General features: G+C 70.8%; 24 protein-coding genes. 8 read left to right on the top strand and 16 right to left on the bottom strand.

Features of this window, described 5'->3' with window-relative positions; all coding sequences use genetic code 11:
* Window positions 1-74: 74 nt before the first annotated feature.
* From KIK05_RS00605 to KIK05_RS00565, 10 genes are all read right to left on the bottom strand, one after another.
* Window positions 75-470, bottom strand: a complete 396-nt coding sequence (locus KIK05_RS00605) for a TlpA family protein disulfide reductase (RefSeq protein ID WP_214408485.1) — start codon at window positions 468-470, stop codon at window positions 75-77.
* A 118-nt stretch (window positions 471-588) separates the two neighbouring features.
* Window positions 589-2,376, bottom strand: a complete 1,788-nt coding sequence (locus KIK05_RS00600) for an asparagine synthase-related protein (RefSeq protein ID WP_308249671.1) — start codon at window positions 2,374-2,376, stop codon at window positions 589-591.
* A gap of 130 nt (window positions 2,377-2,506) precedes the next feature.
* The gene (locus KIK05_RS00595; RefSeq protein ID WP_214408483.1) at window positions 2,507-2,728 is read right to left on the bottom strand and encodes a hypothetical protein; all 222 of its coding nucleotides are present in this window, start codon (window positions 2,726-2,728) and stop codon (window positions 2,507-2,509) included.
* Window positions 2,729-2,854: 126 nt separating this feature from the next.
* On the bottom strand, window positions 2,855-3,163 hold the full coding sequence (locus tag KIK05_RS49355; RefSeq protein WP_372455556.1) for a helix-turn-helix domain-containing protein: 309 nt from the start codon (window positions 3,161-3,163) through the stop codon (window positions 2,855-2,857).
* An 88-nt stretch (window positions 3,164-3,251) separates the two neighbouring features.
* The gene (locus KIK05_RS00590) at window positions 3,252-3,479 is read right to left on the bottom strand and encodes a DUF2283 domain-containing protein (RefSeq protein WP_214408482.1); all 228 of its coding nucleotides are present in this window, start codon (window positions 3,477-3,479) and stop codon (window positions 3,252-3,254) included.
* A gap of 69 nt (window positions 3,480-3,548) precedes the next feature.
* Window positions 3,549-3,905 (bottom strand): DUF4258 domain-containing protein, encoded by a 357-nt coding sequence (locus tag KIK05_RS00585; protein WP_214408481.1) that lies wholly within the window; start codon window positions 3,903-3,905, stop codon window positions 3,549-3,551.
* Between the two features lie 400 nt (window positions 3,906-4,305).
* Window positions 4,306-5,208 (bottom strand): ParB/RepB/Spo0J family partition protein, encoded by a 903-nt coding sequence (locus KIK05_RS00580; protein WP_308249670.1) that lies wholly within the window; start codon window positions 5,206-5,208, stop codon window positions 4,306-4,308.
* 245 nt (window positions 5,209-5,453) lie between these two features.
* Complete coding sequence (locus tag KIK05_RS00575; protein ID WP_214408480.1) at window positions 5,454-5,699, bottom strand: hypothetical protein; 246 nt, start codon at window positions 5,697-5,699, stop codon at window positions 5,454-5,456.
* Between the two features lie 333 nt (window positions 5,700-6,032).
* Complete coding sequence (locus tag KIK05_RS00570; RefSeq protein ID WP_214408479.1) at window positions 6,033-9,329, bottom strand: tetratricopeptide repeat protein; 3,297 nt, start codon at window positions 9,327-9,329, stop codon at window positions 6,033-6,035.
* 893 nt (window positions 9,330-10,222) lie between these two features.
* Window positions 10,223-11,134 (bottom strand): oxidoreductase, encoded by a 912-nt coding sequence (locus tag KIK05_RS00565; RefSeq protein WP_214408478.1) that lies wholly within the window; start codon window positions 11,132-11,134, stop codon window positions 10,223-10,225.
* Between the two features lie 114 nt (window positions 11,135-11,248).
* Here KIK05_RS00565 and KIK05_RS00560 point away from each other — a divergent pair, with 114 nt between their 5' ends.
* Window positions 11,249-12,196: an ArsR/SmtB family transcription factor gene (locus KIK05_RS00560; protein ID WP_214408477.1), complete on the top strand. Its 948-nt coding sequence runs from the start codon at window positions 11,249-11,251 to the stop codon at window positions 12,194-12,196.
* 7 nt (window positions 12,197-12,203) lie between these two features.
* Here the strand turns inward: KIK05_RS00560 and KIK05_RS00555 are convergent, their stop codons facing one another.
* Entirely contained in the window at window positions 12,204-12,653 is a 450-nt protein-coding gene (locus KIK05_RS00555; RefSeq protein WP_214408476.1) for a DNA-binding protein, read from the bottom strand.
* Window positions 12,654-12,793: 140 nt separating this feature from the next.
* Complete coding sequence (locus KIK05_RS00550) at window positions 12,794-13,336, bottom strand: nucleoside/nucleotide kinase family protein (protein ID WP_308249669.1); 543 nt, start codon at window positions 13,334-13,336, stop codon at window positions 12,794-12,796.
* 85 nt (window positions 13,337-13,421) lie between these two features.
* On the opposite strand from KIK05_RS00550, the gene KIK05_RS00545 reads away from it, so the two are divergent.
* Window positions 13,422-13,943, top strand: coding sequence for a GNAT family N-acetyltransferase (locus tag KIK05_RS00545; protein WP_214408475.1), 522 nt, complete (start codon window positions 13,422-13,424; stop codon window positions 13,941-13,943).
* 9 nt (window positions 13,944-13,952) lie between these two features.
* On the opposite strand, the gene KIK05_RS00540 is transcribed toward KIK05_RS00545, so the two are convergent.
* Window positions 13,953-14,759 (bottom strand): aminotransferase class IV family protein, encoded by an 807-nt coding sequence (locus KIK05_RS00540; protein ID WP_214408474.1) that lies wholly within the window; start codon window positions 14,757-14,759, stop codon window positions 13,953-13,955.
* Window positions 14,760-14,937: 178 nt separating this feature from the next.
* Here KIK05_RS00540 and KIK05_RS00535 point away from each other — a divergent pair, with 178 nt between their 5' ends.
* On the top strand, window positions 14,938-15,846 hold the full coding sequence (locus tag KIK05_RS00535; RefSeq protein ID WP_214408473.1) for a helix-turn-helix transcriptional regulator: 909 nt from the start codon (window positions 14,938-14,940) through the stop codon (window positions 15,844-15,846).
* Entirely contained in the window at window positions 15,846-16,994 is a 1,149-nt protein-coding gene (locus tag KIK05_RS00530) for an MFS transporter (RefSeq protein ID WP_214408472.1), read from the top strand. The genes KIK05_RS00535 and KIK05_RS00530 overlap by 1 nt, the downstream gene beginning before the upstream one ends.
* A gap of 7 nt (window positions 16,995-17,001) precedes the next feature.
* Here KIK05_RS00530 and KIK05_RS00525 read toward each other — a convergent pair whose 3' ends face one another.
* Complete coding sequence (locus tag KIK05_RS00525) at window positions 17,002-17,883, bottom strand: SDR family oxidoreductase (protein ID WP_214408471.1); 882 nt, start codon at window positions 17,881-17,883, stop codon at window positions 17,002-17,004.
* 111 nt (window positions 17,884-17,994) lie between these two features.
* Between KIK05_RS00525 and KIK05_RS00520 the strand changes: the two genes are divergently transcribed.
* Complete coding sequence (locus KIK05_RS00520) at window positions 17,995-18,582, top strand: TetR/AcrR family transcriptional regulator (protein WP_214408470.1); 588 nt, start codon at window positions 17,995-17,997, stop codon at window positions 18,580-18,582.
* Between the two features lie 129 nt (window positions 18,583-18,711).
* Here KIK05_RS00520 and KIK05_RS00515 read toward each other — a convergent pair whose 3' ends face one another.
* Together KIK05_RS00515 and KIK05_RS00510 are read right to left on the bottom strand one after the other, a co-directional pair.
* Window positions 18,712-19,635, bottom strand: coding sequence for a carbohydrate kinase family protein (locus tag KIK05_RS00515; protein WP_214408469.1), 924 nt, complete (start codon window positions 19,633-19,635; stop codon window positions 18,712-18,714).
* A 159-nt stretch (window positions 19,636-19,794) separates the two neighbouring features.
* Entirely contained in the window at window positions 19,795-20,784 is a 990-nt protein-coding gene (locus KIK05_RS00510; RefSeq protein ID WP_250562057.1) for a LacI family DNA-binding transcriptional regulator, read from the bottom strand.
* Window positions 20,785-20,937: 153 nt separating this feature from the next.
* On the opposite strand from KIK05_RS00510, the gene KIK05_RS00505 reads away from it, so the two are divergent.
* The 3 genes from KIK05_RS00505 to KIK05_RS00495 all read left to right on the top strand — a co-directional run bounded on the left by KIK05_RS00505 (window position 20,938) and on the right by KIK05_RS00495 (window position 23,812).
* Window positions 20,938-21,966: a sugar ABC transporter substrate-binding protein gene (locus KIK05_RS00505; RefSeq protein WP_214408467.1), complete on the top strand. Its 1,029-nt coding sequence runs from the start codon at window positions 20,938-20,940 to the stop codon at window positions 21,964-21,966.
* Between the two features lie 83 nt (window positions 21,967-22,049).
* Entirely contained in the window at window positions 22,050-23,057 is a 1,008-nt protein-coding gene (locus KIK05_RS00500; RefSeq protein WP_214408466.1) for an ABC transporter permease, read from the top strand.
* The gene (locus KIK05_RS00495; protein WP_214408465.1) at window positions 23,054-23,812 is read left to right on the top strand and encodes an ATP-binding cassette domain-containing protein; all 759 of its coding nucleotides are present in this window, start codon (window positions 23,054-23,056) and stop codon (window positions 23,810-23,812) included. The genes KIK05_RS00500 and KIK05_RS00495 overlap by 4 nt, the downstream gene beginning before the upstream one ends.
* Window positions 23,813-23,844: the final 32 nt, after the last annotated feature.

Below are 23,844 nucleotides of genomic sequence, written 5' to 3'. Positions count from 1 at the left end.
GGCCGCCCAGAGAGGGCTCGCGCTCCACGCCATTCGCAGTGCCGGGAGCAAACCCGTCCACGAAGACGATCGGCTCACCTCACGCCGCCCTGCACCGGGTGTCCGGCATGGGTGATCCTGCGTCCGTCGAGGGTCACCACCACGGGCGTACCGGTGATCCCGAACGCTCGGCACATCGGCCCGTCGATCGGCTCGACCACGACATCGGCCACTTTCTCCGTGAGCAAGACCATGGACAGGTCCCGCACATCCGCATCGGCCAGGATCACGGCGACGACCTTGCTGTCGCTCTCCTCGGCGGACGCCACGAAAGCGGGCAGGTGCTCCTCACAGGGCTCGCACCCAGGTGTGAAGAAGCCGACGGTCGTCGGCCCGCTCAGCTGCGCCGAGGTGAGCGGCTCGCCTTTCGTCGTCGTGACCGCGAAATCGCCGATGTCCGCGCCGGTCCGGAGTGACAGGTCGTCGGTCACCGGGTGATTCGCCGACCGGAGCCGGCGGATGACGCCGTAGGTGAGCAGGAGGTTGAGAAGGCCGAGTGTGAGGGCGAAGACGGTCGACGCGACGAGGAACACCATGAGAGTCGGCACCTCAGGTACGGGGGATGGGGATTCGGACATCGCTGAGCCCGCTGGGTGGCTCTCCGGGAAACGCGTTGGTCAACATGGCCGCGACCGTGTAGAGGTTCCAGGCCAGCGCCGGCTGCGTGGCCGACGGCCCGTCGAAGAGAAGCTTCACCTGGTCCGGATGGACCAGATGGGCGAGCGCGTCCGCTCGTTCCATCACGTATTCGCCGAGCAGAGCCGACAGCACGGGCCCTGGAGTTGTCCGCCAGTTCCACCCGCCGCCCTTGTTCCCTTTGGCGGGCGCGGAGGCCGGCTTGGCGGGGGTGGGCCGCAGCCGTGACCAGACCGACGGCGGCCGGTCGGCCGTGAATCGCCACGGGGCGCCTTCAAGAGGAACGGCTCGCAGTTCTGGCGCGAACTCCTGGATGAGGTTGTGGACGACCTCCTCCGAATAGCGCCACCTCTGGTCGAGAGTGAGGGCTTCAGCCACCACTAGGTTGTCCAGGAACGGCTGGATGGGATTGCCGCGAAGCAGGGATCCCACGCGCGCCCCGGCGTGCCAGCGGCCCACCCGATAGGTGACGTACATGTGATCGAGCACTTCCCACGGGTCCTCCTGAGCTCTCGCCAGCCAGGGAGCGGCCAGGGTGTGCGCGTGTTCGTTGGCCTCGTCGGTGAACAGCTGGCCGTTCTTCAGGAAGAAGTCCTTGACACGGCGAAGCATCGCCTTTTCGCTCGTGTTGTTCTGGCTGTAGAGGAATCCGCCTCGGAGTATCTCTCCGCTCTGCCCGGACATCGTGGGCTTCGCGCTGTACGGGAGGTACTCGACGATGCTCTCGTACGCGGACGTCATGCCCTCGCAGGTCCGGAGCACATCGTAGGTGCGTCGCCGGGGATGCGGGATGACGACGGCGTCCTTCGCCGCGGTCCGCGCCGGTGGTATGACGGTGTGCTCGATCCGCAGCTTCGCGGCGATCCGGCGGGCGATGACGACATCGGGGTGATCATCCAGGCCGTTCGTCGTCGCGCGAAAGGGGACCTTCGCCGCGTGGAGGAGCGCCGCCATGAGCCGGCTGTCACGTCCTCCGGTCAGCGCAAGGTTCACCGGCTCCGCCACCGAGCGCAGGGGGGCGACGGCGGCGACGAGGGCGGCGCCGAGCGGGGCGACCGCCGCGCGCTTCGCCCGCGACGAGCCCGGCACGGGGTACGCCTGGGGGAGCGGCGCGGCGCTGATCGACCGTATCCCGCCGCGGATGACGATCGACGAGGACGGGCCGAGGGCCTGCACACCGAGATACGGGGTTTCGTCGGAGAGGAAGTACCCCTGACGGATCATGGACTGCAGGGCGAGCTCGTTCCACACGATCTCCCCGCCTGTCGCGACGAGGTGGACGTGCAGCGCGCGGTTGCCCACGATGTGCAGGTCCGGGGTCTCGGCGTAGAAGACCGGGCAGGCGCGGGTGCTCGCCGTCACCGCCTGGATCTCTCTGGGGGCCGCGCGGAAGGCGGAGAAGCATCCGCCCAGTGAGGCCGCCGCATCCCCCAGAGGCGTGGTGGGGGCAGCGAGTTCGGCGAGGTCCTCGTCCGCCGCCAGATGGCCGCTCATCCCTACCGCGAGAGCGGGACCCCGGGAGATCAGCGGCGGACGCCCCGCGACCGATTCCTCATTCGACCACGCGAGAAGAGCCGTCCGGTCACCTGCCCATTCGTCGGCCGTCACCGTGTCGAGGGGGGCGGGGAAGACGTCGCCGAGCACCGATCGCGCGACGGCGGTCGCGCCGGCCAGGGGAAGTCCGGGGTTCTTCGCAGCCACCGCCAGAAAGACTCGCAAATCTGTTTCCAATCATGAGCGGATCAGGAGTAGCCCGGCGGCGTGGATCTCCTCACCCCCGCGACGGGGAAACGGGGATGAGGAGATCCGGGCTAGCGGTCCGCCGGGAGGGTCACCAGCCGCAGGCGTAGTAGACCCAGCTGGTGCAACTGACCAGCTTGTTGCTGTCGGTGTACGTGCACCAGCGGGACTTCCGCCACCTGTGCTGGTACGTGTCACACCCGGAGTTCTTGTCCCCTTGGATGTACATGAACTGCTGCTGCTGCCAGGTGGCCGCCGCGGATGTGCGCGGTACGAGCAGTGCCAATGCCTTGTCGGCGAGCTTCTGAAGCACGGCCTCTCCTCTGTTGGTGATAAGCGCTCGTTCGTGATGAGCGCCCATGAGAAGAGGGTCGCCGAGAAAACCGAATCTAGAAAGGCGGCTTGTTTCGTTCTTCCGTCCGGGATTGTCCCGGACGGTCTATCGATCAGTTATGGTACTGATCTTCATGGCGACTCTTCTTCTGGCATCGACCCAATTCTCGATATCTGCCGAGCTGCAGTCGCATGCTTTGACGAATGCGACCAGAAGCGGTTCTCTGGGGAGCCGGAGGTGGGTCAGCGTGGCGGCCAGCGTGCTACGTGGCAGATGCTCGCCGATGCTCCGTGCCCGGCGTTCGAGTTGTCGCAGTGTGAGGCCCGACCACGCCTTGAGCTGCCGCATTCTCAGCGCGAACTCTCTGGCTGTCTCCGGATTCCCGGCCCCTGGGCACCTGCTCGTCCGATTCAAGCGAACTCCTCGCAATGATCAGCCGGCGGCGCGATCGATCGATGAGGGCGGGCCGTGCGCCGGATCGCGCCTGTTCGTCCTTATGTGCTCATTCTGTTTCGGAGTCCTCCCGGAGGTTTCGGGGCATCTGCTCGTCGGCCATGAGCAGTTCGATGCCCAGAAGCTCTCCCGACTCCGATATGCGCACCAGAAGGTGAGTTTCCCCGTTCTCGTCCTCGACCGGCAACTTCTTGCTCGCCTCATTCGCGTCGAGTTCTCTGAACGCTATGTATGCCGCGTTCACCTCTCGGTCCCATCGCACCTTGGGTCGGCTCACCTTGACTCCCTTTCTCCGATGCTTTGTCGCTGGAGCCGGAACGCCGGCTCCAGCGACAGAGGCGCTGCTCTACCTACGCCAAACGGTGACGACGCGGCCTTGCGCGTTGCAGATGACGACGATCTTCCCGCCGGCGTTGTACTTGTAAGTGCCGTCGCTCTGCTTGCGTGCCCTGCTGCAGGTATTGTAAACGATATTCTCGACCGTCTCGGTGCCGATGTGATCAGCGGCCATTTCGTCGAGGGCGTGCGAGCTGTAGCCGGTGACGATACAGGGCGCTCCGGCCAGGAGTGAGGTTTCCTGCGTGGAGGCCGAGAAGGGTGCCGAGGCGGCGGTCGCGGTGCCGACCGGCATGAAACCGAAGGCCGCCGCCGCTGACAGCGTGATGCCGGCAAGCCGGACGGCGGATTTGGTGGAAGTTCTCACGATGTTCTCCGGGGGTGATGTGGATTCGGGCATCGAAGGCGGACAGGCCGGGTCTGGAGAGACTGCGATACCGAGTGTGACCCGGTCACCTTTGTATCTGCCTTCCGTGAGGTCGGAGGACGGCAGGAATTGTGGGCGTATTCGCTGTCGTCGTATGTGCCGGCGATCCCTTATTCTGGCGTTTTCTCAGGGAGGCATGGTGTTCTCTCTTCGTTTTGTCTCTTCGCTTACACCGTTCGGTTCCACCGGCGGGGCGAAATCAGATCACTTGGCTGGCACTATATGAGCGGCTTGCCGTGTGTACAAGGCGAGGGCCGAGCGGTGCCTTCGGATCGTTTCTGTGCAACTGCCGATTCTCCGCGGTTGCACACGGGTTATGATTCAGGTGAATACGAGTTCGTCACTCTTCCGTGCGCGGCCCCGGTCGCGCCGTTCGTCGTTCCAGGTCGTCGGCGAATTCCGCCCAGAGTGCGGCGCTCTCCTTTGCCGCCTGATACACGCGGCCGACACAGTGCTCGGGAATCCCGTGCATCAACTGCTCCCGGGACGTCGTCAGCGTGGCGGTGGCGCTGAGCATCCGGAGAAGGAGGCGGCCCGGCTCCGCCGATCTGAGGGACGGGTCCTTGATCAGGGAATCCAGTGCCGATGCCCGGCGCCGGTCGAGCTCCGGCGGCGGGGCCGTGGTGGGGGCCAGGTGGGCGGTGACCTTGTGCGGCGAACCGCCGGCGGCGTTCGGCCGGCTCCGCGACGTCGGGGCGGGCGACCTGTCACCGGACCGCAGCGAACTCGGCAAGGGGTGTTCTCCGCGTTCCAGCCGCTTTCGCACATCCCGCACCGTGCCCGGTGAGATGCCCGCCTGCCTGGCGATCTCCCGGAGCGGAACATGCGGTGTACTGCTGATCAGTTCGGCCGCGCGGATGCGGCCGGCGGAACTGTCGAGCGGACGGACCCGGCCGTCACTTCCCAGCCGGACTTCCGGCCGGCCGTCCGTCGGGAGCGTGGCGTGTCGGATCTGCCCCACCGTGCGTGCGGACAGACCGGTGATCCTTGCGATCACCCTGTCGGACCAGCGGGGGTGTGACCGGACGATGCGCTCCACCGCCCCGGCACGATCACTGGCGGAAAGGGGGAGGCCGTGAGCGGTGTTCTCCGTGACGGCGATCACGAAGGCGTCCCGTTCGTCGCCTTCGAAGAACCGCACCCGTATGGTGTCCTCGCCGCGCAGGACCGCTGCCCGCAGCCGGTGCATCCCGTCCACCACCCGCATGCTGGGCCGGTGCACGATCACCGGGGGCAGCACCACGTCCAGGTCCGAGAGCATGCGAACGTGTTCCAGATCCTCCCCGAGGCTTCGCGGCGAGTCGGCGGGCAGCAGCGAGTGGACGGAGACCGTCTCCACCGCCGAAAGCGCCGGCCGGCCGCCTTCTCCTGACGCGTTCCCGACGGATGGATCACCGTCGACGGTGGAACACTCCGTGTCCGGAAGGCCGGCGTTCGTGCCCTCCCGGCGCCGGCTTCCACCCGTACCGGTCCTCTGTGCTGAACTCGTCAATGGGTCCTCCGTAATCGCCGTCCGGCCGTCTCCAGTGGCTGGGCGAGCGTGAGCGCCCGGCCGTCGGCGCTCATGACCGTCCGGCCGCTGCCCCGTCGTTCGGCGTCCTGGACGCCTGCCCGCGCGGCGAGCGCGGATCGCCCGTGTCGGACGACCACCCGGGCCGGCGAAGGAAGGTGCTGCGAGGTGGCGGCCGACGTCACCGGGGCCGCCGCGAGTAGTCGGGCCCGCCGCCTACGCATCGATCTCCCCGTGTGGGTCCACCATGTGGTCCTGCATCCATGCCTCCTGTGCTCGTGTACCGACTGTTGAGGTGGGGAAGTGGTTCCGGGCGCAGGTGAATCAGCGTCGAATCACCGCTCGATGCCTGGCCGGCGGCGCGGGGGAAGCAGGACGGTACATGTTCGCCGCCTGCGCGCCGCATGGCCGATGACCTAAATCTCGGATATGCCAGTGGAAACAGGATGGAAGCCGGGTGATCGTCGTCCAGGGCCGGTGCTGGACGGCCGACGACCCGCCGCGATGAGCGCCGCCGAGGCGGCTTACGGGCCCGGCCAGGGCCCCATCGGCAATGGTCAGCGGGGTCGTGTCGCGGGGGAGTCCTCGTCCGGGTCCGTCAGCCGGCGCAGCTTCGCGCGGACCTCTTCGGCGTCGGGGCGTCCCAGATCGTCCAGGATGTCCAGCGCGTCCTTCCACACGGTCGCGGCCGCGTCGTTCTGGCCCGCGGCGTGGTGGGCGTCGCCCAGGCGGACGAGCGTCTCCACCTCGCCGTAACGGTCGCCGCCCTTGCGGAAGTGCTCCAGGCTGCGGTGGTAGCAGGTGACGGCCTGGTCGTGGTCGCCGAGGTGGTGGTGGGCCTTGCCGAGGCTGTCCCAGGCGTGAGCCTCGCCGGGACTGTCGCCGAGCGCCTGGTGCAGCGCCACCGCCTCCTGGCAGTAACCGAGGGCCTTCTCGTGGTTCCCCAGCCGGATGTGGTCCCAGCCGACGGCGTTGAGAAGGCGGGCCTGCCCGGTCTTGTGCCCGGCGGCGCGGAAGAGCTCCAGCGCCTGCTCGTCATGCGCCAGCGCCTGCTCACCCCGGTCCATGTGGTCGCACAGCCACGCCAGGTTGAAGTGGGTGTGCGCCTGCCCCACCCGATCGTTCAGCTCTCGGTAGAGAGCGAGAGCGTGCTGCAGGTGGTCGTACGCTCGGTCGTGCTCACCAATGGCAGTGAGCGCGAGGGCCAGGTCACGCGCCGACAGGGCCGTCGCCTGCGGGTCGCCGAGTCGTCGTGCGGCCTGGTGGGCCACCTGCTGGACGGCCAGGAGGTCGCGCCAGCGTCCTTGACGGCCGAGGAAGGTGTGGATGGTCCAGGCGAGCTGCCAGGCGTGGGTGTGCAGTCCGATGGAAGCGGCCCACGGCGCGGCCACGAGAACGGTGGGATGCTCGGTGGTGAGCCACGCCAGCGCCTGGTCTTCCACCGCGATCTGTTCGGGTTGGACGCCTTCGGCGGGTGGCGTGAGGTCGATCGGCTCACGGTGTGGCCACAGCAGCCGTTCGGCGGCGTAGGCAGTGTGCAGGTAGTGGTCCAGGAGCCGTCGTCGGGCGGCCCGGCGCTCGGCCTCGGTGGATTCGGCCGCGGCCTGTTCGGCCGCGTAGGCGCGCAGCAGGTCGTGCAGGACGTACCGGCCGGGACGGTGCTCACGGATCAGGTGGGAGCGGGCCAGTTCTGCCAGCAGCGGCCTGACGCGGCTGATGGGCGTTCCGATGAGGCTGGCGGCGACCTGAGCGGAGGTGTCGGCGCCGACGTGCAGGCCCAGCAACCGGAACAGCCGGGCGGCGTCAGGGCTTATGGTGCGGTAGGACCAGGAGAACACCGCGCGGATGTCGGCGGGAGGGTGACCGGCGTCCAGGATGCCGAGGTCGGCGTCGATGCCGGCCAGTTCCTCGGCCAGCGTGCGCAGGGGGAACGTGGGGTGGACGGCGGCGCGGGCGGCGACGATGGACAGAGCCAGCGGAAGCCGGGCGCACCGGTCGATGATCTCCAGGGTGGCGTTCGGTTCGGCCCGCACCCGCTCGGTTCCAAGTCGCCGGATCAGCAGCTCCTCCGCCTCACCGGCGGAGAGCACCTCCAGGGTGATGGGGTGGGCGCCTTGGGTGACGAGCAGGCCGGGGAGCCGGCTGCGGCTGGTGACGATCACCGCGCACCCGGGCATGTCGGGCAGCAGTCCGCGCACGTGATCGTCATCGCGGGCGTTGTCCAGCACGACCAGGACGCGGCGGCCGGACAGATGGTCGCGGTAGGCCGCGCGCTGGGCGGGCATGCCGTCGGGGATCCGCTCCGGCGGCACTCCCAGCGCTTCCAGCAGGGTGCGCAGCGCCTCCTCGGGAGGCCTCACCGTACCGGAGGGATCGAAACCGTGCAGGTCGATGTGCAACTGCCCATCAGGGAAGTGCCCGGCGACCTGGTGGGCCAGGCGGACGGCGAAGCTCGTCTTGCCCACCCCCGGCAACCCGGTCACCACCAGTACCGCACGCCGCCACGGCTCGGGACCGCATAATCGGCGTACCGCCTCCTCAAGGGCGTCCGTACGGCCCACGAACCAGTGCGGCATCGGTGGTGGCGGCGCCGGCCCCGGTCCAGGGTGGGGGACCGCCGCCGATGCCGGCAGGGGTGGTACGGCGGGTTGGGCTGCCGCGCGTATCACCGCGGCCGGTAGTTCTCGACGCAGGACCAGGCGTTGCAGTCGCTGCAGCTCGGGGGAGTCGATGCCCCGCCCGTTCAGCAGCGACAGTCCTTCCCGGCACACCTCGGCCGCCTCGGCGACCCGCCCCTGGGCGTACAGGGCCAGCACCAGTTCGGCGCGCAGCCTCTCGTCGTAGGGTTCGGCGGCCAGCGCGGCGGCCAGCTGGGCCGCCGCCTCATCGTGCCGTCCCAGCTTCGTCAGCGCCTCGGCCTGGCTCAGCCAGGCCATCCTGCGCAGCATCTCCAGCCGTGCCCGCTCCGGCAGCGCGTACGCCCGCTCGGCCACCTCGGCGAACGCCGTCCCGCGCCACAGCGACAACGCATCGCCCAGAAGCGTCACGGCGGCCCGCACATCCGGCTCACCGCCCGCCTCCAGCAGCCGCCGCCCCTCGGCGCAGGCCCGCTCGAACCGCCGGGCGTCGATCGACTCGGGCTCCACCTCCAGCCGGTAGCCGACCCCCGCCCCGCGCCCCACCGTCACCACCACGCCGTGCCGGCCGCCGTGCCCCCGGGCGGGCTCCAGCAGTCGCCGCAGGTGGGCCACATGGCTGCGCAACGTCGCCGGCGACCCCTCCGGCCTGGACGCGTTACCCAGCAACTGCGCCAGCCGCGCCGCCGGCACCGTCCTACCGGCCTCCAGCAGCAGCAGCGACACCAGCTCCACCAGCCGAGGCCCCAGCGGCACCGGCCGCCCATCCCGCTCCACCTGCAACGGCCCCAGAACGGCGAAGCGCAGCCCCACCGCGGAGCCCTCGCTCGAAGCCACCGCGGCGGCGACGCCGTGTCCCGGATCGGTCTCCCCGGCAGGCATGCGCTCTCCGGCATGCGTAGGTTCCCCGGCATGCGTGGGTTCCCCGGCATGCGTGCGCTCCCCGACGGCCGGGTCACCGGTCGACGTCCGCGCTCCGGCCCCCTCGTCGCCGACCAGCTGCCAGGTCGCGACCCACCGTCCCGCGACGGCCGGTTCGGCACCGAGCGCCACCACCACCCGGTGCAGAACGTCCGCGGGCATCGGGCTCCGTCCGGACAGGTAGTTCGCCAGGCTGCTCCGGGGGACTCCGGCGGCCACCGCCAGGTCACGCAGTGACAGGCGCGCCTTTCCGCGTGCACGCGCGGCGGCCGCCCGCAGCCGATCCAGCTCCGCCAACAAGTCCCGTCGCGTCCGCACGGCATCCAGCGCCGATGTGCGGGGCTCCTCGCCGACCACAATGATCAGCCTGCCACAACCCGTCCGCAACCGGCGGCACCTGTCCACGTTGTGGAAAGGTGACTCGACCCGCAGCGGACAGACACACCGGACCAGCTTCTTTCGCCGCAACTCGTGGCGCTCGCCGTCTGTTTCTGCTGTCGACGGCCCGGTTCCATGTGTCAGTGTGTCCGGCGTGTCGGCCGCCCTCGTTCCGGCGATCAGGGGATGACGTCCGCCACGATGGTGGCGGACGCCTTGCGGCAGGACGAGAGCCGCCCGCTGATGTTCGCCTGAGCGGCCGAGTTACTGGCACAAGTCCACTCACCGACGGCCGCCACCCCGGCACTTCCCTGTTTGGGGGTGTCCGGCCGGTAGTAAGAACGGAAGACCCGAAGGGCCGCACGGCAGTCGACGCGACCTCTGGAAACCGCGACCGCGGCCATCGGACCCCCGCCGAGCGGCTGGACCTCCCCGCACACGGTGCCCGGTCCGGCCAGTGCGGCCCTGCGCGAGGGCGTCGACGTCGGCGCTTTCGAGACGGCAGGTCTCGCGGTGGGAGAGGCCGACGCTTCCGGGACGGGAGACCTCGCCGCGGACGAGGCCGGCACAGGACCGTGCCGAGGTTCTTTCCCGCAAGCGCCCAACGCGAGCACGAGCAAGAGAACGCAGACGGTGACACGCGAGTACAAAAGCAGGGACTCCACGGCTCGACGTCAGGACGGGCGCAGTCTCCGTGGCCTTCCGCGCTCCTGCGCCCGGCGACGATATCACCCGCGAGATCACCGCTGATCGGCGGTTCGTCTCACCAGAAGCCCGCACCGCATGTGACGGTCAACGCTCCGCCACTTCCCTCACGCCTCACGCCGGTGCAGGGACTCCAGGGTGGCCAGGTCGTCCTCCGACAGGCGCAGGGCGCCGGCGGCCACGTTATCGGCCAGGTGGCCGGGGTCGCCGGTGCCGGGGATGGCCAGGACGTGCGGCCCGCGGTGCAGCGTCCACGCGATCCGGACCTGTGCCGGGCTCACGCCGTGCGCCCGCGCGACCGTCAGCACCTCCTCACTCTCCTCGCCGCTCGTGCCCCCCTCGCGCCCGGTGGCCGCGATCGCGTAGAAGGGGACGAACGCGACGCCCTGCTCACCGCAGGCGCGCACGAACTCGTCGTACTCGGGCCGCACGCCGATCCCGTACATGTTCTGCACGCAGACGACTGGGGCGATGGCCTGGGCCTCGGCGAGCTGTTCGGGGCGGACGTTGGAAATGCCGAGGTGGCGGATGAGCCCCGCCTCGCGCAGTTCGGCGAGAGCGCCGAAGCGCTCGGCGAACGAATCCGGCCTGACGATGCGCAGGTTCACCACGTCGAGGTGGTCACGGCCGAGCTGGCGCAGGTTCTCCTCGACCTGGCCGCGCAGCTCCTTGGCTGTGGTGGCGTGGGACTGCCACTCGCCGGAGAGGTCGCGGGCGGGCCCGACCTTGGTGGCGATGACGAGGTCGTCCGGGTAGGGGGCCAGGGCCCGGTTGATCAGCTCGTTGGCGGAGCGCAGCGGCGAGAAGTAGAACGCGGCGGTGTCGATGTGGTTCACGCCGAGCTCGACCGCGCGGCGCAGCACCCTGATCGCCTCGTCGCGGTCCCGGGGGACGGCGTCGGGTGTCAGCGCCGCGCCGTACTGCGGCAGGCGCATCGCTCCGAAACCGATCCGGTTGATCTCCATGTCCCCGAGCTTCCAGGTGCCGGACGCCGCCGCGGTGATCGTGTGTGAGGTCATGCCGGAATGGTTCCGGCCGCTGTAGGGTGACGGCCACTGATTCGGACATGTGTGAATCCATGGGAGTGAACGGTCCTGGAGGAGCTGGCGTTCTCGGCGAGGGATCTCGCGCAGATGCGGTTCGCCGTCTCGCCGATGTGGGAGGTCGGCATGAGCTTCAAACTGCTGCACCCCGGGTCGGCCCATGCCGTGCACGGCCCGTGGATCGAGCAGGTACGGCCACGGGCGGCCGCCGCCGGCCTCGGCCGCGGGTGGCTCGCCGAACTGGTCCCGCCGTCCGGATACGTCCCCGACTTCCTCAACCCGGCGCCCGCCGGACCGTCCCCCACCCTGGCGGAGGAACTGGCCGCGATCATGGCCACCCCCGCCCACCGGGTCCGGCAGGACCTCGACATGTTCGAGCGCAAGCACGGCCCTCTCAGCCCTCGCCTGCGCGCCCTGTACACCGATCCGCGGGACCGCCTGGTCCGGGTCGCCGAGGAGATCGAGGCCTACTGGAAGCTGGCGCTCGCCCCCTACTGGGCCCGGGTCCGCGCCGTGCTCGACGCCGATGTCTTCTACCGGGCGCGGCAGGTGGCCGAGCACGGAGCCGCCCGCCTCCTCAACGACCTGCACACCGCGGTGAGCTGGGACGACGACACTCTGCGGTTCCTGCGGCGGTCGAGGCCCCTGTCCCGCGGGACGGCGGGCGCGGGGCTGCTGCTGGTTCCCTCGGCCTTCATCGGGCCGGGCCTGCTCACCGTGGTGAGACCGCCGGACCCGCCGCAGCTCGCCTACCCGGCGCGCGGTGTCGGTTCGCTCTGGGAACCCCGGCCGAGCGCCGGCGCCGGGGCCCTCGCCGCGGTCCTGGGCCGCTCACGCACCCTGCTGCTGACCGAGCTGGACGCCCCGGCCTCCACGACGGAGCTGGCTCAGCGCACCGGGCTCTCCCCGGCCGGGGTGTCGCAGTACCTGACGGCGCTGCGCGACGCGGGCCTGGTCAGCGCTCACCGCGCGGGCCGCTCGGTCCTGTACGCCCGTACCTCCGCCGCCGAATCGCTCCTGGCCGCCGCCTCTCCCTAGAAGGGACCTACCGGCCTTCGTCGAGGTCGGCGGCGGTGCGGTCGGCCAGGCGTTCGTACCGCTGCCTGGCGGCCTGCGGGGTGCCGAGCCCGAGACCGAAGGCGATCTCCTGCCAGGTCATGCCGCGTCCCCGGGCCATCTGGATGAGCCCGGCCTCCAACTCGTCCATCTCCGCGCGGGCCTGGGGGACGAGGGTCAAGGCGGCCGTGATGTCGGCCGCGTCCACCTCCGGCTCGCCGTCGTCGAGCTGCGCGGCCCCGCTCATCAGGAACGACACGAGCCTGACGGCTTCGTGCGGTCCCATCACGAAGGGGTGGACCTGCCGTCCGCGTTGCTCGTCGGTGGCCGCGTGCCGCTCGGCGACGCGGAACAACGACGCGTGGACACGCTGCGCACGCGCCTCCTCCGGCCGCGGCGGCGCGAACGGATCGAGGGGCTGCTCGGGAGTCGATCTCATGCGGCCAAGCATGAAGCAACGCGCATCTTGTTGTCAACGAGTTGTTGTGAACATTCTGTTCAACTCGCGCCGAGTGGCCGGGCAGCCCCCAGGAGCTGTTTGAACAGGTGAGGGCGAGGCAGGCATCGCCTGTCGCGGTCTCACTCCGTGTGGATCGTCAGGTCGGCGCGGGCGCGGACGTCGTCGGCGGCGTAGTAGTGGTCCTCCTGCTGGGCCCAGCGGGCCCAGTGGGGGGCGTACAGGTCGCCGTCGCGGGTCAGGGCGCGGGTCCTGCGGGTGGCGGCGGTGGCCTCCAGCCAGAGCAGGCCGCTCAGGAAGGGGGACGCGGCACGGGCGCCTGAGCCGACGCCCTCCACGATGAGGACCGCGCCGGCGGGGACGGTGTGCCATTCGGCGTAGGCGCCGGCCGCCCAGTCGTAGCGGCGCCACCGCGCGGCCCCGCCCGAGGCCAGTGGGCGGAGCACCCACTCGACCAGCGCGCCGACGCCTTCCAGCAGGCCGTCCCAGCCGGCGTACAGGTCGTCCATGCGCACGACCGGGGCGGCGAGTTCGGACGCGAGTGCCGTGGCCAGCGTCGACTTTCCCGAGCCCGACCGTCCCTCGACGGCGAGCACGCGGGTAGCGCCCACGCGGGGCGGGCGCCTGCTCAGCCACGTCGCGATTCCGGAGACCGTTGCGTCCACGACCGGTAGTACACCCGATCCGGAAGGTCAGGTGGTGACAGGGGCGGGTTGGCAGCGGGAACCGCGCCGATGGTAGACATACCCCGTGATCGCGCTACGCGAGTTCGAGACGCCGGACGCCGCCGTCGTCGCCTCCTGGGTCCAGGGCCCCGAGGAACTGACCACGTGGTCGGGGAACAGCGGCTTCACCTGGCCGTTCACCGCCGAGCAGCTCACCGCCGCGCACGCCGCCGTGCCCCGGCGGCGGGTTCTGGTCGCGGACGGACCGGACGGCACGCCGATCTCCCATCTCGCGCTGACGCCCGACGCGCGGGGCTGGTCGGCCCGCATCGGCATGATCCTCGTCTCGCCGGCCGCCCGTGGCCGGGGGATCGGCGCGGCCGTGATCGAGGCCGCGATGAGGATCGCGTTCGAGGAGCTGCAGGTTCACCGCCTCGACCTCGGCGTCTACCCGCACAACACCCGAGCGATCGGTCTCTACGAGCGCCTCGGCTTCCGGCGCGAAGGCGTCCACCGGGAGGTCACGCTGGTGGACGGCGAGTGGTGGTCCTCGGTCAACATGAGCATTCTGTCCCACGAGTGGCCGGGCAGCGGCGCACGGTCGTGAGGACCGGCCTCACGGTGCGGTGAGGGGTTCGGCCTGGTAGGCGCGGTGGAGCAGCTCCACGAAAGCCGGGGCCTCGGGCAGGGGCACCGAGCCGATCCGGTGGACCGCCACACCGGGCGTCCACGAGTTCATGACCGCGGCCCCGGCCAGCCCCGCCAGGTCGGCGAGGGTGACCTCCTGGACGCGCTGGGGGACGCCCATGCGATCCAGCTGTCGCCGGATGACGCTCATCGTGATCCCGCCCAGCATCTCGGCCTCGGGCCAGACCACCGCGCTGCCGTCCCAGAAGGCGAGGTTCCAGATCGAGGCCTCGCTGAGCCGGCCGCGGCGGTCGACGAAGGCGGCGTCGTCGAAGCCCCGCGCGACGGCCTGGCGCAGGTAATAGGTCTTGGCCACCTCGCCGACGTGCTTCACCGCCGGGAGGACGCGTTCGTACTCGATCGCCGCCAGCGTCAGCGGGCCCTCCGGGCCGGAGGCGGCCGGCCCGGTGCGGACCAGCACCTCGGGGTCCACGGCGTCCCCGGCCACGGTGAACTCGCCCGCCGGCGAGTAGACGGTGGCGACCAGTGAGAGGTCGGCCGGACCGGCCTCCAGGGCCGCCCGCAGATGACTTTGCACCAGGTCGTCGGGCAGGGCGCGGCCGAACAACTCCATCGAGGCGAACCGCAGCCGCTCCAGGTGGAGGTCGAGGCCCCGGACCCGGCCGCCGCGCACCTGCATGGCGGTGAAGTGGGCGTAGCCCGCGAAGGCGAGCGGCGCCAGATCCTCGGCGGCCGCCCTACGGCCGTCACGCTGCGTGACGAAAGAGGTGCTCATCGGAAGTCTTCCCCCCATGCTGGTCGTGCGCCCCGCCCCGATGGGGGGGACGGTCCGAGCCTGCCGCAGCGAGGCCGGGGGTTCCCAGTGACCTGTTCTGCTCACGACCGCTGGTCCTACTACCGGCAGGGTCACCCTCATATTCAGTCGTACGCGGACGAACGGGGATAATTGCGCCATGAACGATCGACCCGGTGCGGAGCCCGGCGGTGAGCGGACCATGGACCCGCGGGCCGAGCTCGGGCGGTTCCTGCGCAGCCGCCGGGCCCGGCTGCGACCGGAGGACGTCGGGTTGCCGGCCTTCGGACGGCACCGGCGGGTGCCCGGACTGCGCCGGGAGGAACTGGCCCAGCTCGCCGGCGTGTCGGTCGCCTACCTCACCAGGCTGGAGCAGGGCAGGGGCCAGAACGTGTCGGCCGAGGTGCTCGACGCGATCGGGCGTGCCCTGCGGCTGACGGATCACGAACACAGCCACCTCACCCACCTGGCCACGTGCCACCCCCGGAAGGGGCCCACGCCGCCACCGCGGCAGCAGGTACGCGGTGCGCTCGCCGCGTTGCTGACCTCCATGGACGGAGTGGCCGCGTACGTGACGGGACCACGCTCGGACATCCTGGCCTGGAACCCGATGGCGGCCGCCCTTTTCGGCTACTGGGACCGGCTGCCCTCCCAGGAGCGCAACTGGGCCCGGCTGGTGTTCCTCCGGCCCGACCACCGGCGGCTGTTCGCGGACTGGGAGTCGAAGGCGGCCGACGTCGTCGGCGCCCTGCGCCTGTACGCCGGCCGCCACCCGGGCGATCCACAGCTGTCGGCGCTGGTGGGGGAGCTATCGACGCGGAGCCCGGAGTTCCGCCGCCTGTGGGCCCGGCACGACGTCAAGGAGAAGAGCCACGGCACCCGGCGCCTGAACCATCCGCTGGTGGGCGACCTCACTCTCTCCTTCGAGTTGCTCCAGCTGCCCGACGACCCTGAGCAGTGCCTGGCCGTCTACCACCCCGGGCCGAGCTCCGCCGCGGCGGAGAACCTGCGCCTGCTGGCCGGCTGGGGCGCGCACTCGCCCGCCGCGGACGTTCTCGACGGGGTCTGATGCCACAGGCTGTCACCGCGCTGCTCTGGGTGCGGGTGCTCAACGCGGTGGGGTCCTTCGCGATCGGGTTCCTGGCGGTGCTCGCCGGGCCCGGTCTCACGACGGCGGCCCTCGCCGTGTTCGGGGGCGCGGCGCTGGTCTCCCGGTGGGGCGGGGCGATCCTGCTCGACCGGATGGCGCCCCGAGGCGTGCTCGTCCTCGGCCTGGCCGCCACGGGGGTCGCCCTCGCGGCGCTCACCGCGGCGCGTACCCCGGGCCAGATCCTCCTGGCCACCGCCGCGACCGGGCTCGCGTTCGAGATCTACGAGCCCGCCACCACAGAGCTGCTGGCGCGGCTCACGCCCGAGCATCTCCGAGAGACCGTTTTCCGGCGGTTCGGCACCTGGCTGGTGGCGGCGGGCGCGGTCGCCGGGATGCTCGCCGCCGTCCTGCTGCCGCTCGGCGTCCGCTGGCTGATCGCGGTGGACGCCGCCACGTGCCTCGCGTCGGCGGCGGTCGCGCGGGTCTTCCTCCCGGCCCAGCCGCGGCCGCGGACGGAGAAGGCGCGGCGGAGGTGGCGGCCGCCGGCGTCCCTGGTGCTGCTGACCGGCGCCTGCACCGCCTACGCGCTCGGCTACCTGGCCCTGGTGATGTTCACGCCGTCGCTCCTGCTGCAGCGCGGCGCCCCGGCATGGCTGCCCGGCGCGACCCTCACCGGCGCGGCGCTGCTGGCACCGTCCGCCGGGTGGCTCGCCCAGCGCGTCCTGCGCGGCCGCCCGCACCTCCAGGTGCTGAAGAGCAGCGGCCCGGTGCTCGCCGTGCCGGCCCTGGCCATGGCCGTCACCCGCGAGCCGGTCGCGCTCGTGGCGGGTTACGTGTGCTGGTCGGCGGTCAACGCGGCGCTGATGGGACGCTGGCCGGCGCTGGTCGCGGAGATCGCCCCGGAGCGGGACCGTCCCCGGTGGTTCGCCTTCAGCGGCTCCTCCTGGGGAGTGGCCCAGCCGCTGGTCCCGGGCGTGGTCGCGCTCGTCTCCACGGCCACCGGGAACGCCTCCGCGCCGGCTCCGCTCACCGCCGCGCCGGCGTTCCTGGCCATCTCGCTGATCTTGCTGTTCCATCCTCGCCCGTCGGCACGGCCGGCCGGGGCGCAGGAGCCCACACCTGTGTGAAGGCGGGTCATCGCCGGGCGAGCGGGCCGGTCAGGAGGGTCTCGCGGTTGCCGGCGAGGAACTCCTCGAAGGTGCGCGCCGGCCGTCCGGTCAGGTCGTCCACGGCGGCCGTCGTCGCCGACAGCGACCCCGCCGCCACCTCCTGCCACAGCTGTACGACGTCGTCGACGAACCGCGGCGGCAGCCCCTGCGTCTTGAGGGTCGCCGCCATCCGGGCGGGCGGCACGTCGACGTACCTCACCGTCCTGCCCAGCGCGGCGGAGAGCTTCTCCGCGATCTCGGCGTGGGTCAGCGCCTCGGGCCCGGTCAGCACGAAGCTTTCGCCGCCGCCCCGGGGCCCGGTCAGCAGCACCGCCGCGCAGGCGGCGATGTCGTGGCAGTCGATGTAGGAGACGCGCGCGTCCCCCGAGGTGCCCACCAGGTCGCCGTCCTCGGTGAAGGCGCCCGTGCCCGTGACGAAGTTCTGCATGAACCCGCTGGGCTGCAGCACCGACCAGTCCACCCCGGAGGCCTTCAGGTGCTGCTCGATGTGCCAGTGCGCCCCCTCCGCGAGCAGCGCGCCCTCGCGGGCGTGCCAGACCGAGACCTTCACGATCTTCGACACGCCGGCGCGTGCCGCGGCGTCGATGGCGGTCTTCTGACGGCGGATCATCGGCTGCTCCCCGGCCACCGGCTCGGCGCCCGCGGTGTTCAGGAAGAGGCGGTCGACGCCCTCCAGCGCCGTGGCGAGGGAATCGGGGTCGTCGAAGTCGCCCACGACGTAGTCGCAGCCGAGCGCCCGGCCCTTGTGCTCGTCGCGCACGAACGCCTTGAAGGGCACCCGCTCCTGCCGCAGGCGCCTGACGAGGTGCCTGCCGATGGAGCCGGTGGCTCCGGTAACCAAGATCATGAAAGTCTCCTCAGTCGTGGGGTGGAGAGATGGACCGCCTCGTGGCAATAAACTGAGGCGGCCTCGAGAAGATTAAATCGAGGCAGCCTCGAATCAGCAAGGGGACATCGGATGGAGACCAGCAGCCCGCGAGGGCGCCGCCCCCGCGCCGACGCGCGACGCAACTACGAACGCCTCCTGGCCGAGGCCGACGCCGCCTTCCGGGAGCACGGCACTGAGACCTCGCTGGAGAGCGTCGCCCGGCGCGCCGGGGTCGCCATCGGCACGCTCTACGGGCACTTCCCGACGCGCCTGGCCCTGGTCGGCGCCCTGCTGCGCGAACGCAACGAGCAGCTGTTCGAGCTCGGCGACCGGCTGCTGGCCGAGGCGTCCGCGGGGGAGGCGCTGGAGGGATGGGTGCGCGCGCTCGTCGAGCACGTGGCGCAGTACCGAGGGCTGGCCGGCATGCTGGCCGACGGCCTCGGCGACGAGGCGTCCGAGCTGCACGCCGGCTGCGTGCGGATGACGGACATCGCCGGCGCGCTGGTCGCCAGGGCGCGCGAGGCGGGCGCCGTCCGCGGCGAGGTGACGGGGGCGGACGTGTTCGCGCTGGTCAACGCCGCGACGTGGCTTCGCGAGCAGATGTCCCCGGAGCAGGCCGACCGCCTGCTGGGCTTCGCGATGGACGGCCTGCGCCCGACGGCCGCGTCACCCGCCTGAACCGGCGGTCCCGGACGCTCAGGAGCCGGCGTCCCCGCGTCCGGGCGGCCGGGCCAGCTCTTTTCTGTGGCGTCGGCCATCGTCATGGTGGCGTCCCCGCGTCCGGGCGGCCGGGCCGTCACACGGCGGCTACACCAGCTGGTGGGCCCACGGAGGGTTGGCGCCGGGGACCCTGCAGGTCTCGGCGGCGGCGCGCACGGCGAAGCCGATCGCGGCCTCGACGTCGGTCACGGTCAGCTCCTCCAGGCGGCCGCCGAGCCGGCCCCGGCGCCCCAGCACGTGCAGCAGGCCCGCGGTGAAGGTGTCGCCCGCCCCGACGGTGTCCACGGCCTCCACCCGCACGGCCGGTACGGCGAGGCGCGTGCCGTCGAGCGAGGCGTAGACGTCCTCGGTCCCCCGGGTGACCACGACGAGGCGTACGCCCTGCTCGTGCCAGGAGTCGGCCGCCTCGTCGGGGGACAGGCCGAGATGGGTCAGGTCCTCGTCGCTGAGCCGCAGGATGTCGGCCAGCCGTGCCCAGCGGGGGAGCGCCTCGCGGTAGGCGTCCAGGGGGACGAGCGCCGCCCGCACGTTGGGGTCGATCGAGATCGTCGCGCGGGCGCCGGCGTCGCGCAGCATCCGCTCGATGCGCGGCCCGCCGGGCTCCAGCACCAGCGCCAGCGAGCCGGCGTGCAGGCAGCAGGAGTCGTACGGGGCCCGCTCGGCCAGCTCCTCCTCCGTCCAGAACCAGTCGGCGGTGCCCTCGGTGTAGAAGTCGTAGGAGGCCTGCCCCGCCTCGTCGACGGCCGTGATGGCCAGGGTCGCGCGGCGGGTGGCGGTGACGCAGGCGCTCAGGTCGACGTCCGAGCCGGCGAGGTGGTCGCGGAGCAGGCGCCCGAGGGTGTCGTCCGACAGGCGGCCGAGGAACCGGGTCGGCGTGCCGAGCCGCCCGAGTGCCACCGCCGTGTTGACCGGCCCGCCGCCGGGGCGCACCTGCAGGTCCAGCATGCCGTCGCCGGGGATGACAAAGGCGTCGGCGACGGCTTCGCCGATCACCGTGATGCGCTGGTTCATGGGGTCGATCTTCTCCTAGGGCCTCGGGCGAGGCGGACGTGGGGAGCTGGGTCTGACGGCGGGCGGCGGGTCACCCGGACCAGCCCTCCGGCTCGGGCGGGCGGCCCGACGTCCCGGGCTCGGGCGGCGGCCCTACGTCCCGGGGCGGCGCCGATGGGTTCAGGGGCAGCCGCAGGACTCACGGCGCATGAACCGCGGCGGCAGCCGTACCGTGCGGGGTTTCCGGCCGGGCTGCTCGATGCGCTCAAGCAGCATCCGGACGGCTCCGCCGCCGATCTCGGCGATCCGCTGCGCGACGGTGGTCAGCCTCGGACGGAAGTGCGCGGCCCACTCGAAGTCGTCGAACGCCGTGAGCGCGACGTCGCCCGGGACCTCGACGCCGAGTCCGCCGAGCGCGCGCATGACCCCGATCGTCATGTGGTTGTTGGCCACGACGAGCGCGGTGGGCGGGTCGTCCCGGTCGAAGAGGGTGCGCACGGCCTTCTCGGCGTCGTCGGCGTTGGAGTTCCCGCTGATCGACAGGCGTTCGTCGAACGCGAGGTCGTGACGCCGCAGGCCCTGGCGGTAGCCCTCCAGGCGCTCGACCGTGGTGCGCAGGCCGGAGTGGCCGGAGATCATGGCGATCCTCTGGTGGCCGTGCCCGGCGAGATGGCCCACCAGCTCGGCGGTGGCCTCGACGTTCTCGGTGCCGATCTGGTCGAAGCGTGGTGAGGCGCAGCGGTCGACGAGCACCGTGGGCACGCCCACCTCGTGCAGATAGCGCAGCGCCCGGCCGCGCGGCCCGGTCGAGGGTGCGAGCAGGACCCCGTCGACCCGCCGCTGGTGCAGCGCGGCCACGACACGCAGTTCGTTGTCGGGATCGTCGTGGGTGTCGGTGAGCAGGAGCGTGTATCCGGCCCGGCTCACCTCCACCTCGATGGCGGAGACGATGTCGGCGAAGTAGAAGTTCGTGATGGCCGAGATGGCCAGGCCGATCGACTTCGTGCTGCCGCTGACCAGAGACTTGGCGATCGTGTTGTGGATGTAGCCCGTTTCGTTGATCGCGTCGAGGACACGCTGCCGTGTCTCCTCCTTGACCACCCGTGTCTCGTTGATCACGTGTGACACGGTCGAGACCGATACCCCGGCGTGCCGAGCGACGTCGGCCATTGTGATCATCTGTCCTCGCTATCGGATTGTAATAGCAAGCGTTGCACGCAAACGCTTGCGCGAACGCTTGCGTCATCGCAAGATAACGCCAGCGAAACTTGGACGTAACCCCTTCCGGCGACTTGTCACGGAAATGTCCCTCAGGAGGGCCTGATGGCTCTTACCAACCTCCGTACGAAGACCCCCGCTGTGCTCGCCGTCGTGGCGGCCGGCGCGCTGACGCTCGCCGCCTGCGGGAATTCTGGCTCCTCGACCGCCTCCTCCGCATCAGCGGGGGACGGCGGCGAGGTGAAAGTCGGGCTGATCACCAAGACCGAGACCAACCCGTTCTTCGTCAAGATGAAGGAAGGCGCGGAGAGCGAGGCCAAGGCCAAGGGGGTGACCCTGATGACCGCGTCCGGCAAGTTCGACGGTGACAACGAAGGCCAGGTCACCGCCATCGAGAACATGATGGCCGCCGGGGTCAAGGGCATCATGATCACCCCGAACGACTCCAAGGCGATCGTCCCCGCGCTCGCCAAGGCCCGCGCGAAGGGCATCCTCGTCATCGCCCTCGACACCCCGACCGAACCGCAGACGGCCACCGACGCGCTGTTCGCCACTGACAACCTCAAGGCGGGCGAGCTGATCGGCCAGTACGCCAAGGCCAAGATGGCCGGCAAGCCGGCCAAGATCGCCACCCTCGACCTGGCGCCCGGCATTTCCGTCGGCAAGCTCCGTCACGACGGCTTCCTCAAGGGGTACGGCATCGCCGAGGGCGACCCGTCCGTCGTCTGCTCCCAGGACACCAGCGGTGACCAGGCCAAGGGTCAGACCGCGATGGAGAACTGCCTGCAGAAGGCCCCCGACATCAACGTCGTCTACACCATCAACGAGCCCGCCGCCCTTGGCGCGTACAACGCGCTCAAGGCCAAGGGCCGCGAAAAGGACGTCCTGATCGTCTCGGTCGACGGCGGCTGCACCGGCACCAAGGCCGTCAAGAGCGGCCAGATCGCCGCGACGTCCCAGCAGTACCCGCTGAAGATGGCCTCGCAGGGCGTCGACGCGGTCGTCGACTACGCCAAGAACGGCAAGAAGGCCTCTGGATACACCGACACCGGAGTCACCCTCATCAGCGACCAGCCCGCGAGCGGCGTCGACGCCAAGGACACCGCCTTCGGCCTCGCCAACTGCTGGGGCTGAACCACCCCGCCGGCCGGTGCCCGCTCCCCGAAGGGTACCGGCCCGTCCCTCATCCCCGACATGTGAGCGGAGTCACGTCAGCCATGACATCCTCAACTGCGCCCCCGGAAAGCGCGGCGCCGGCCCCGCCCGCCGCGAGGCCCTGGCATCGGATGCTCAGCGCCTCGACGCTGGGACCGCTGGCCGCGCTCCTGATCGCCTGCGTCTTCTTCTCCCTGCGCACCGACACCTTCCTCAGCGGCGGCAACCTGTCGCTGGTCATCCAGCAGGTCATGGTGGTCGGCACGCTCGCCATCGGCCAGACCCTCGTCATCCTCACCGCGGGCATCGACCTGTCCAACGGCGCCATCATGGGCCTCGGCTCGATCGTCATGACGAAGCTCGCGGTCGAGGGGCACCTGCCGCCGCTGCTCGCCATAGCGATCGGCATCGGGTTCTGCGCCGCCTGCGGGCTCGGCAACGGCCTGCTCATCACCAAGATCTCGCTGCCGCCGTTCATCGTGACCCTCGGCATGCTGAACGTCGCCTTCGCGCTCACGCACATCTACTCCGAGGAGGAGACGGTCACCGGGCTGCCGAGCGCGATGACGGCGCTGGGCGACACGTTCACCATCGGCGGCACGGACGTCACCTACGGCTCGCTGCTGACCATCGTGCTGTTCCTGATCTTCGCTTACGTGCTGGGGCAGACGGCCTGGGGCCGCCGGGTGTACGCCGTGGGTAACAACCCCGAGGCCGCCCGCCTCACCGGCATCCCCACCAGGCGGGTCCTGCTCACCGTCTACACACTGGCCGGCGTGGTGTACGGCATCGCGGCGCTGCTCCTGGTCGCCCGTACGGGTGTCGGCGACCCGAAGGCGGGGCAGACCGACAACCTCGACAGCATCACCGCCGTCGTCCTCGGCGGGACGAGCCTGTTCGGCGGGCGGGGCCTGGTCATCGGCACCCTGCTCGGCGCGCTCATCGTCGGCGTCATCCGCAACGGCCTCCAGTTGATGGGCGTACCGTCGATCTACCAGATCCTGATCACCGGCATCCTCGTCATCCTGGCCGTGACCGTGGACCAGATCTCCCGCAGGAGGAACCGATGACCGCCGTCCTGTCCGCCCGTGGGCTGGTGAAGAGGTACGGCCACGTCACCGCGCTCGACGGCGCCGACTTCGACCTGCTGCCCGGTGAGGTGCTCGCCGTCATCGGCGACAACGGCGCCGGCAAGTCGAGCCTGATCAAAGCCCTCACCGGGGCGTTGCGGCCGGACGAGGGCGAGATCTTCCTCGACGGCCGTCCGGTCCGGTTCGGCAACCCACTCGACGCACGCAAGCAGGGCATCGAGACGGTCTACCAGGACCTCGCCCTGGCCCCCGCGCTCGACATCGCCACCAACATGTTCATGGGCAGGGAGGTACGGAGGCGAGGCCTGCTCGGCACGGTCTTCCGCATGCTGGACAAACCGCACATGCGCTCGGAGGCGTCCCGCTACATGAGCGAACTGCAGATCGGGCTGCGCTCGCTCACCCAGCCCGTCGAGAACCTCTCGGGCGGGCAGCGCCAGGGCGTGGCGGTGGCACGGGCGGCCGCCTGGGCCAAGCACGTGGTCATCATGGACGAGCCGACGGCGGCGCTCGGCGTCAAGGAGTCGAACCAGGTGCTCGAACTGATCCGCCGTGTCAGGGACCGCGGCCTGCCCGTCGTGCTGATCAGCCACAACATGCCGCACGTCTTCGAGATCGCCGACCGCATCCACATCCAGCGGCTCGGCAGGCGGATCGCGGTGGTGAAGCCGGGCGACCACTCGATGTCGGACGTCGTCGCCATCATGACCGGCGCCCTGAAGGTGGACGGCTGAGCGCGGGGCGAGGGCCCGCCCCCTCGCCCTCG

The organism is Sphaerisporangium fuscum (assembly GCF_018531465.1).
Lineage (GTDB): Bacteria > Actinomycetota > Actinomycetes > Streptosporangiales > Streptosporangiaceae > Sphaerisporangium > Sphaerisporangium fuscum.
This window is presented reverse-complemented; position numbering and strand designations above follow the sequence as displayed.

Bases quoted from the DNA above. Each gene is read 5' to 3' on its own strand.
- KIK05_RS00575 (WP_214408480.1), bottom strand. From the start codon at position 5,699: ATGCGTAGGCGGCGGGCCCGACTACTCGCGGCGGCCCCGGTGACGTCG.
- KIK05_RS00565 (WP_214408478.1), bottom strand. From the start codon at position 11,134: ATGACCTCACACACGATCACCGCGGCGGCGTCCGGCACCTGGAAGCTC.
- KIK05_RS00560 (WP_214408477.1), top strand. From the start codon at position 11,249: ATGCGGTTCGCCGTCTCGCCGATGTGGGAGGTCGGCATGAGCTTCAAA.
- KIK05_RS00555 (WP_214408476.1), bottom strand. From the start codon at position 12,653: ATGAGATCGACTCCCGAGCAGCCCCTCGATCCGTTCGCGCCGCCGCGG.
- KIK05_RS00540 (WP_214408474.1), bottom strand. From the start codon at position 14,759: ATGAGCACCTCTTTCGTCACGCAGCGTGACGGCCGTAGGGCGGCCGCC.
- KIK05_RS00535 (WP_214408473.1), top strand. From the start codon at position 14,938: ATGAACGATCGACCCGGTGCGGAGCCCGGCGGTGAGCGGACCATGGAC.
- KIK05_RS00530 (WP_214408472.1), top strand. From the start codon at position 15,846: ATGCCACAGGCTGTCACCGCGCTGCTCTGGGTGCGGGTGCTCAACGCG.
- KIK05_RS00525 (WP_214408471.1), bottom strand. From the start codon at position 17,883: ATGATCTTGGTTACCGGAGCCACCGGCTCCATCGGCAGGCACCTCGTC.
- KIK05_RS00520 (WP_214408470.1), top strand. From the start codon at position 17,995: ATGGAGACCAGCAGCCCGCGAGGGCGCCGCCCCCGCGCCGACGCGCGA.
- KIK05_RS00515 (WP_214408469.1), bottom strand. From the start codon at position 19,635: ATGAACCAGCGCATCACGGTGATCGGCGAAGCCGTCGCCGACGCCTTT.
- KIK05_RS00510 (WP_250562057.1), bottom strand. From the start codon at position 20,784: ATGGCCGACGTCGCTCGGCACGCCGGGGTATCGGTCTCGACCGTGTCA.
- KIK05_RS00505 (WP_214408467.1), top strand. From the start codon at position 20,938: ATGGCTCTTACCAACCTCCGTACGAAGACCCCCGCTGTGCTCGCCGTC.
- KIK05_RS00500 (WP_214408466.1), top strand. From the start codon at position 22,050: ATGACATCCTCAACTGCGCCCCCGGAAAGCGCGGCGCCGGCCCCGCCC.
- KIK05_RS00495 (WP_214408465.1), top strand. From the start codon at position 23,054: ATGACCGCCGTCCTGTCCGCCCGTGGGCTGGTGAAGAGGTACGGCCAC.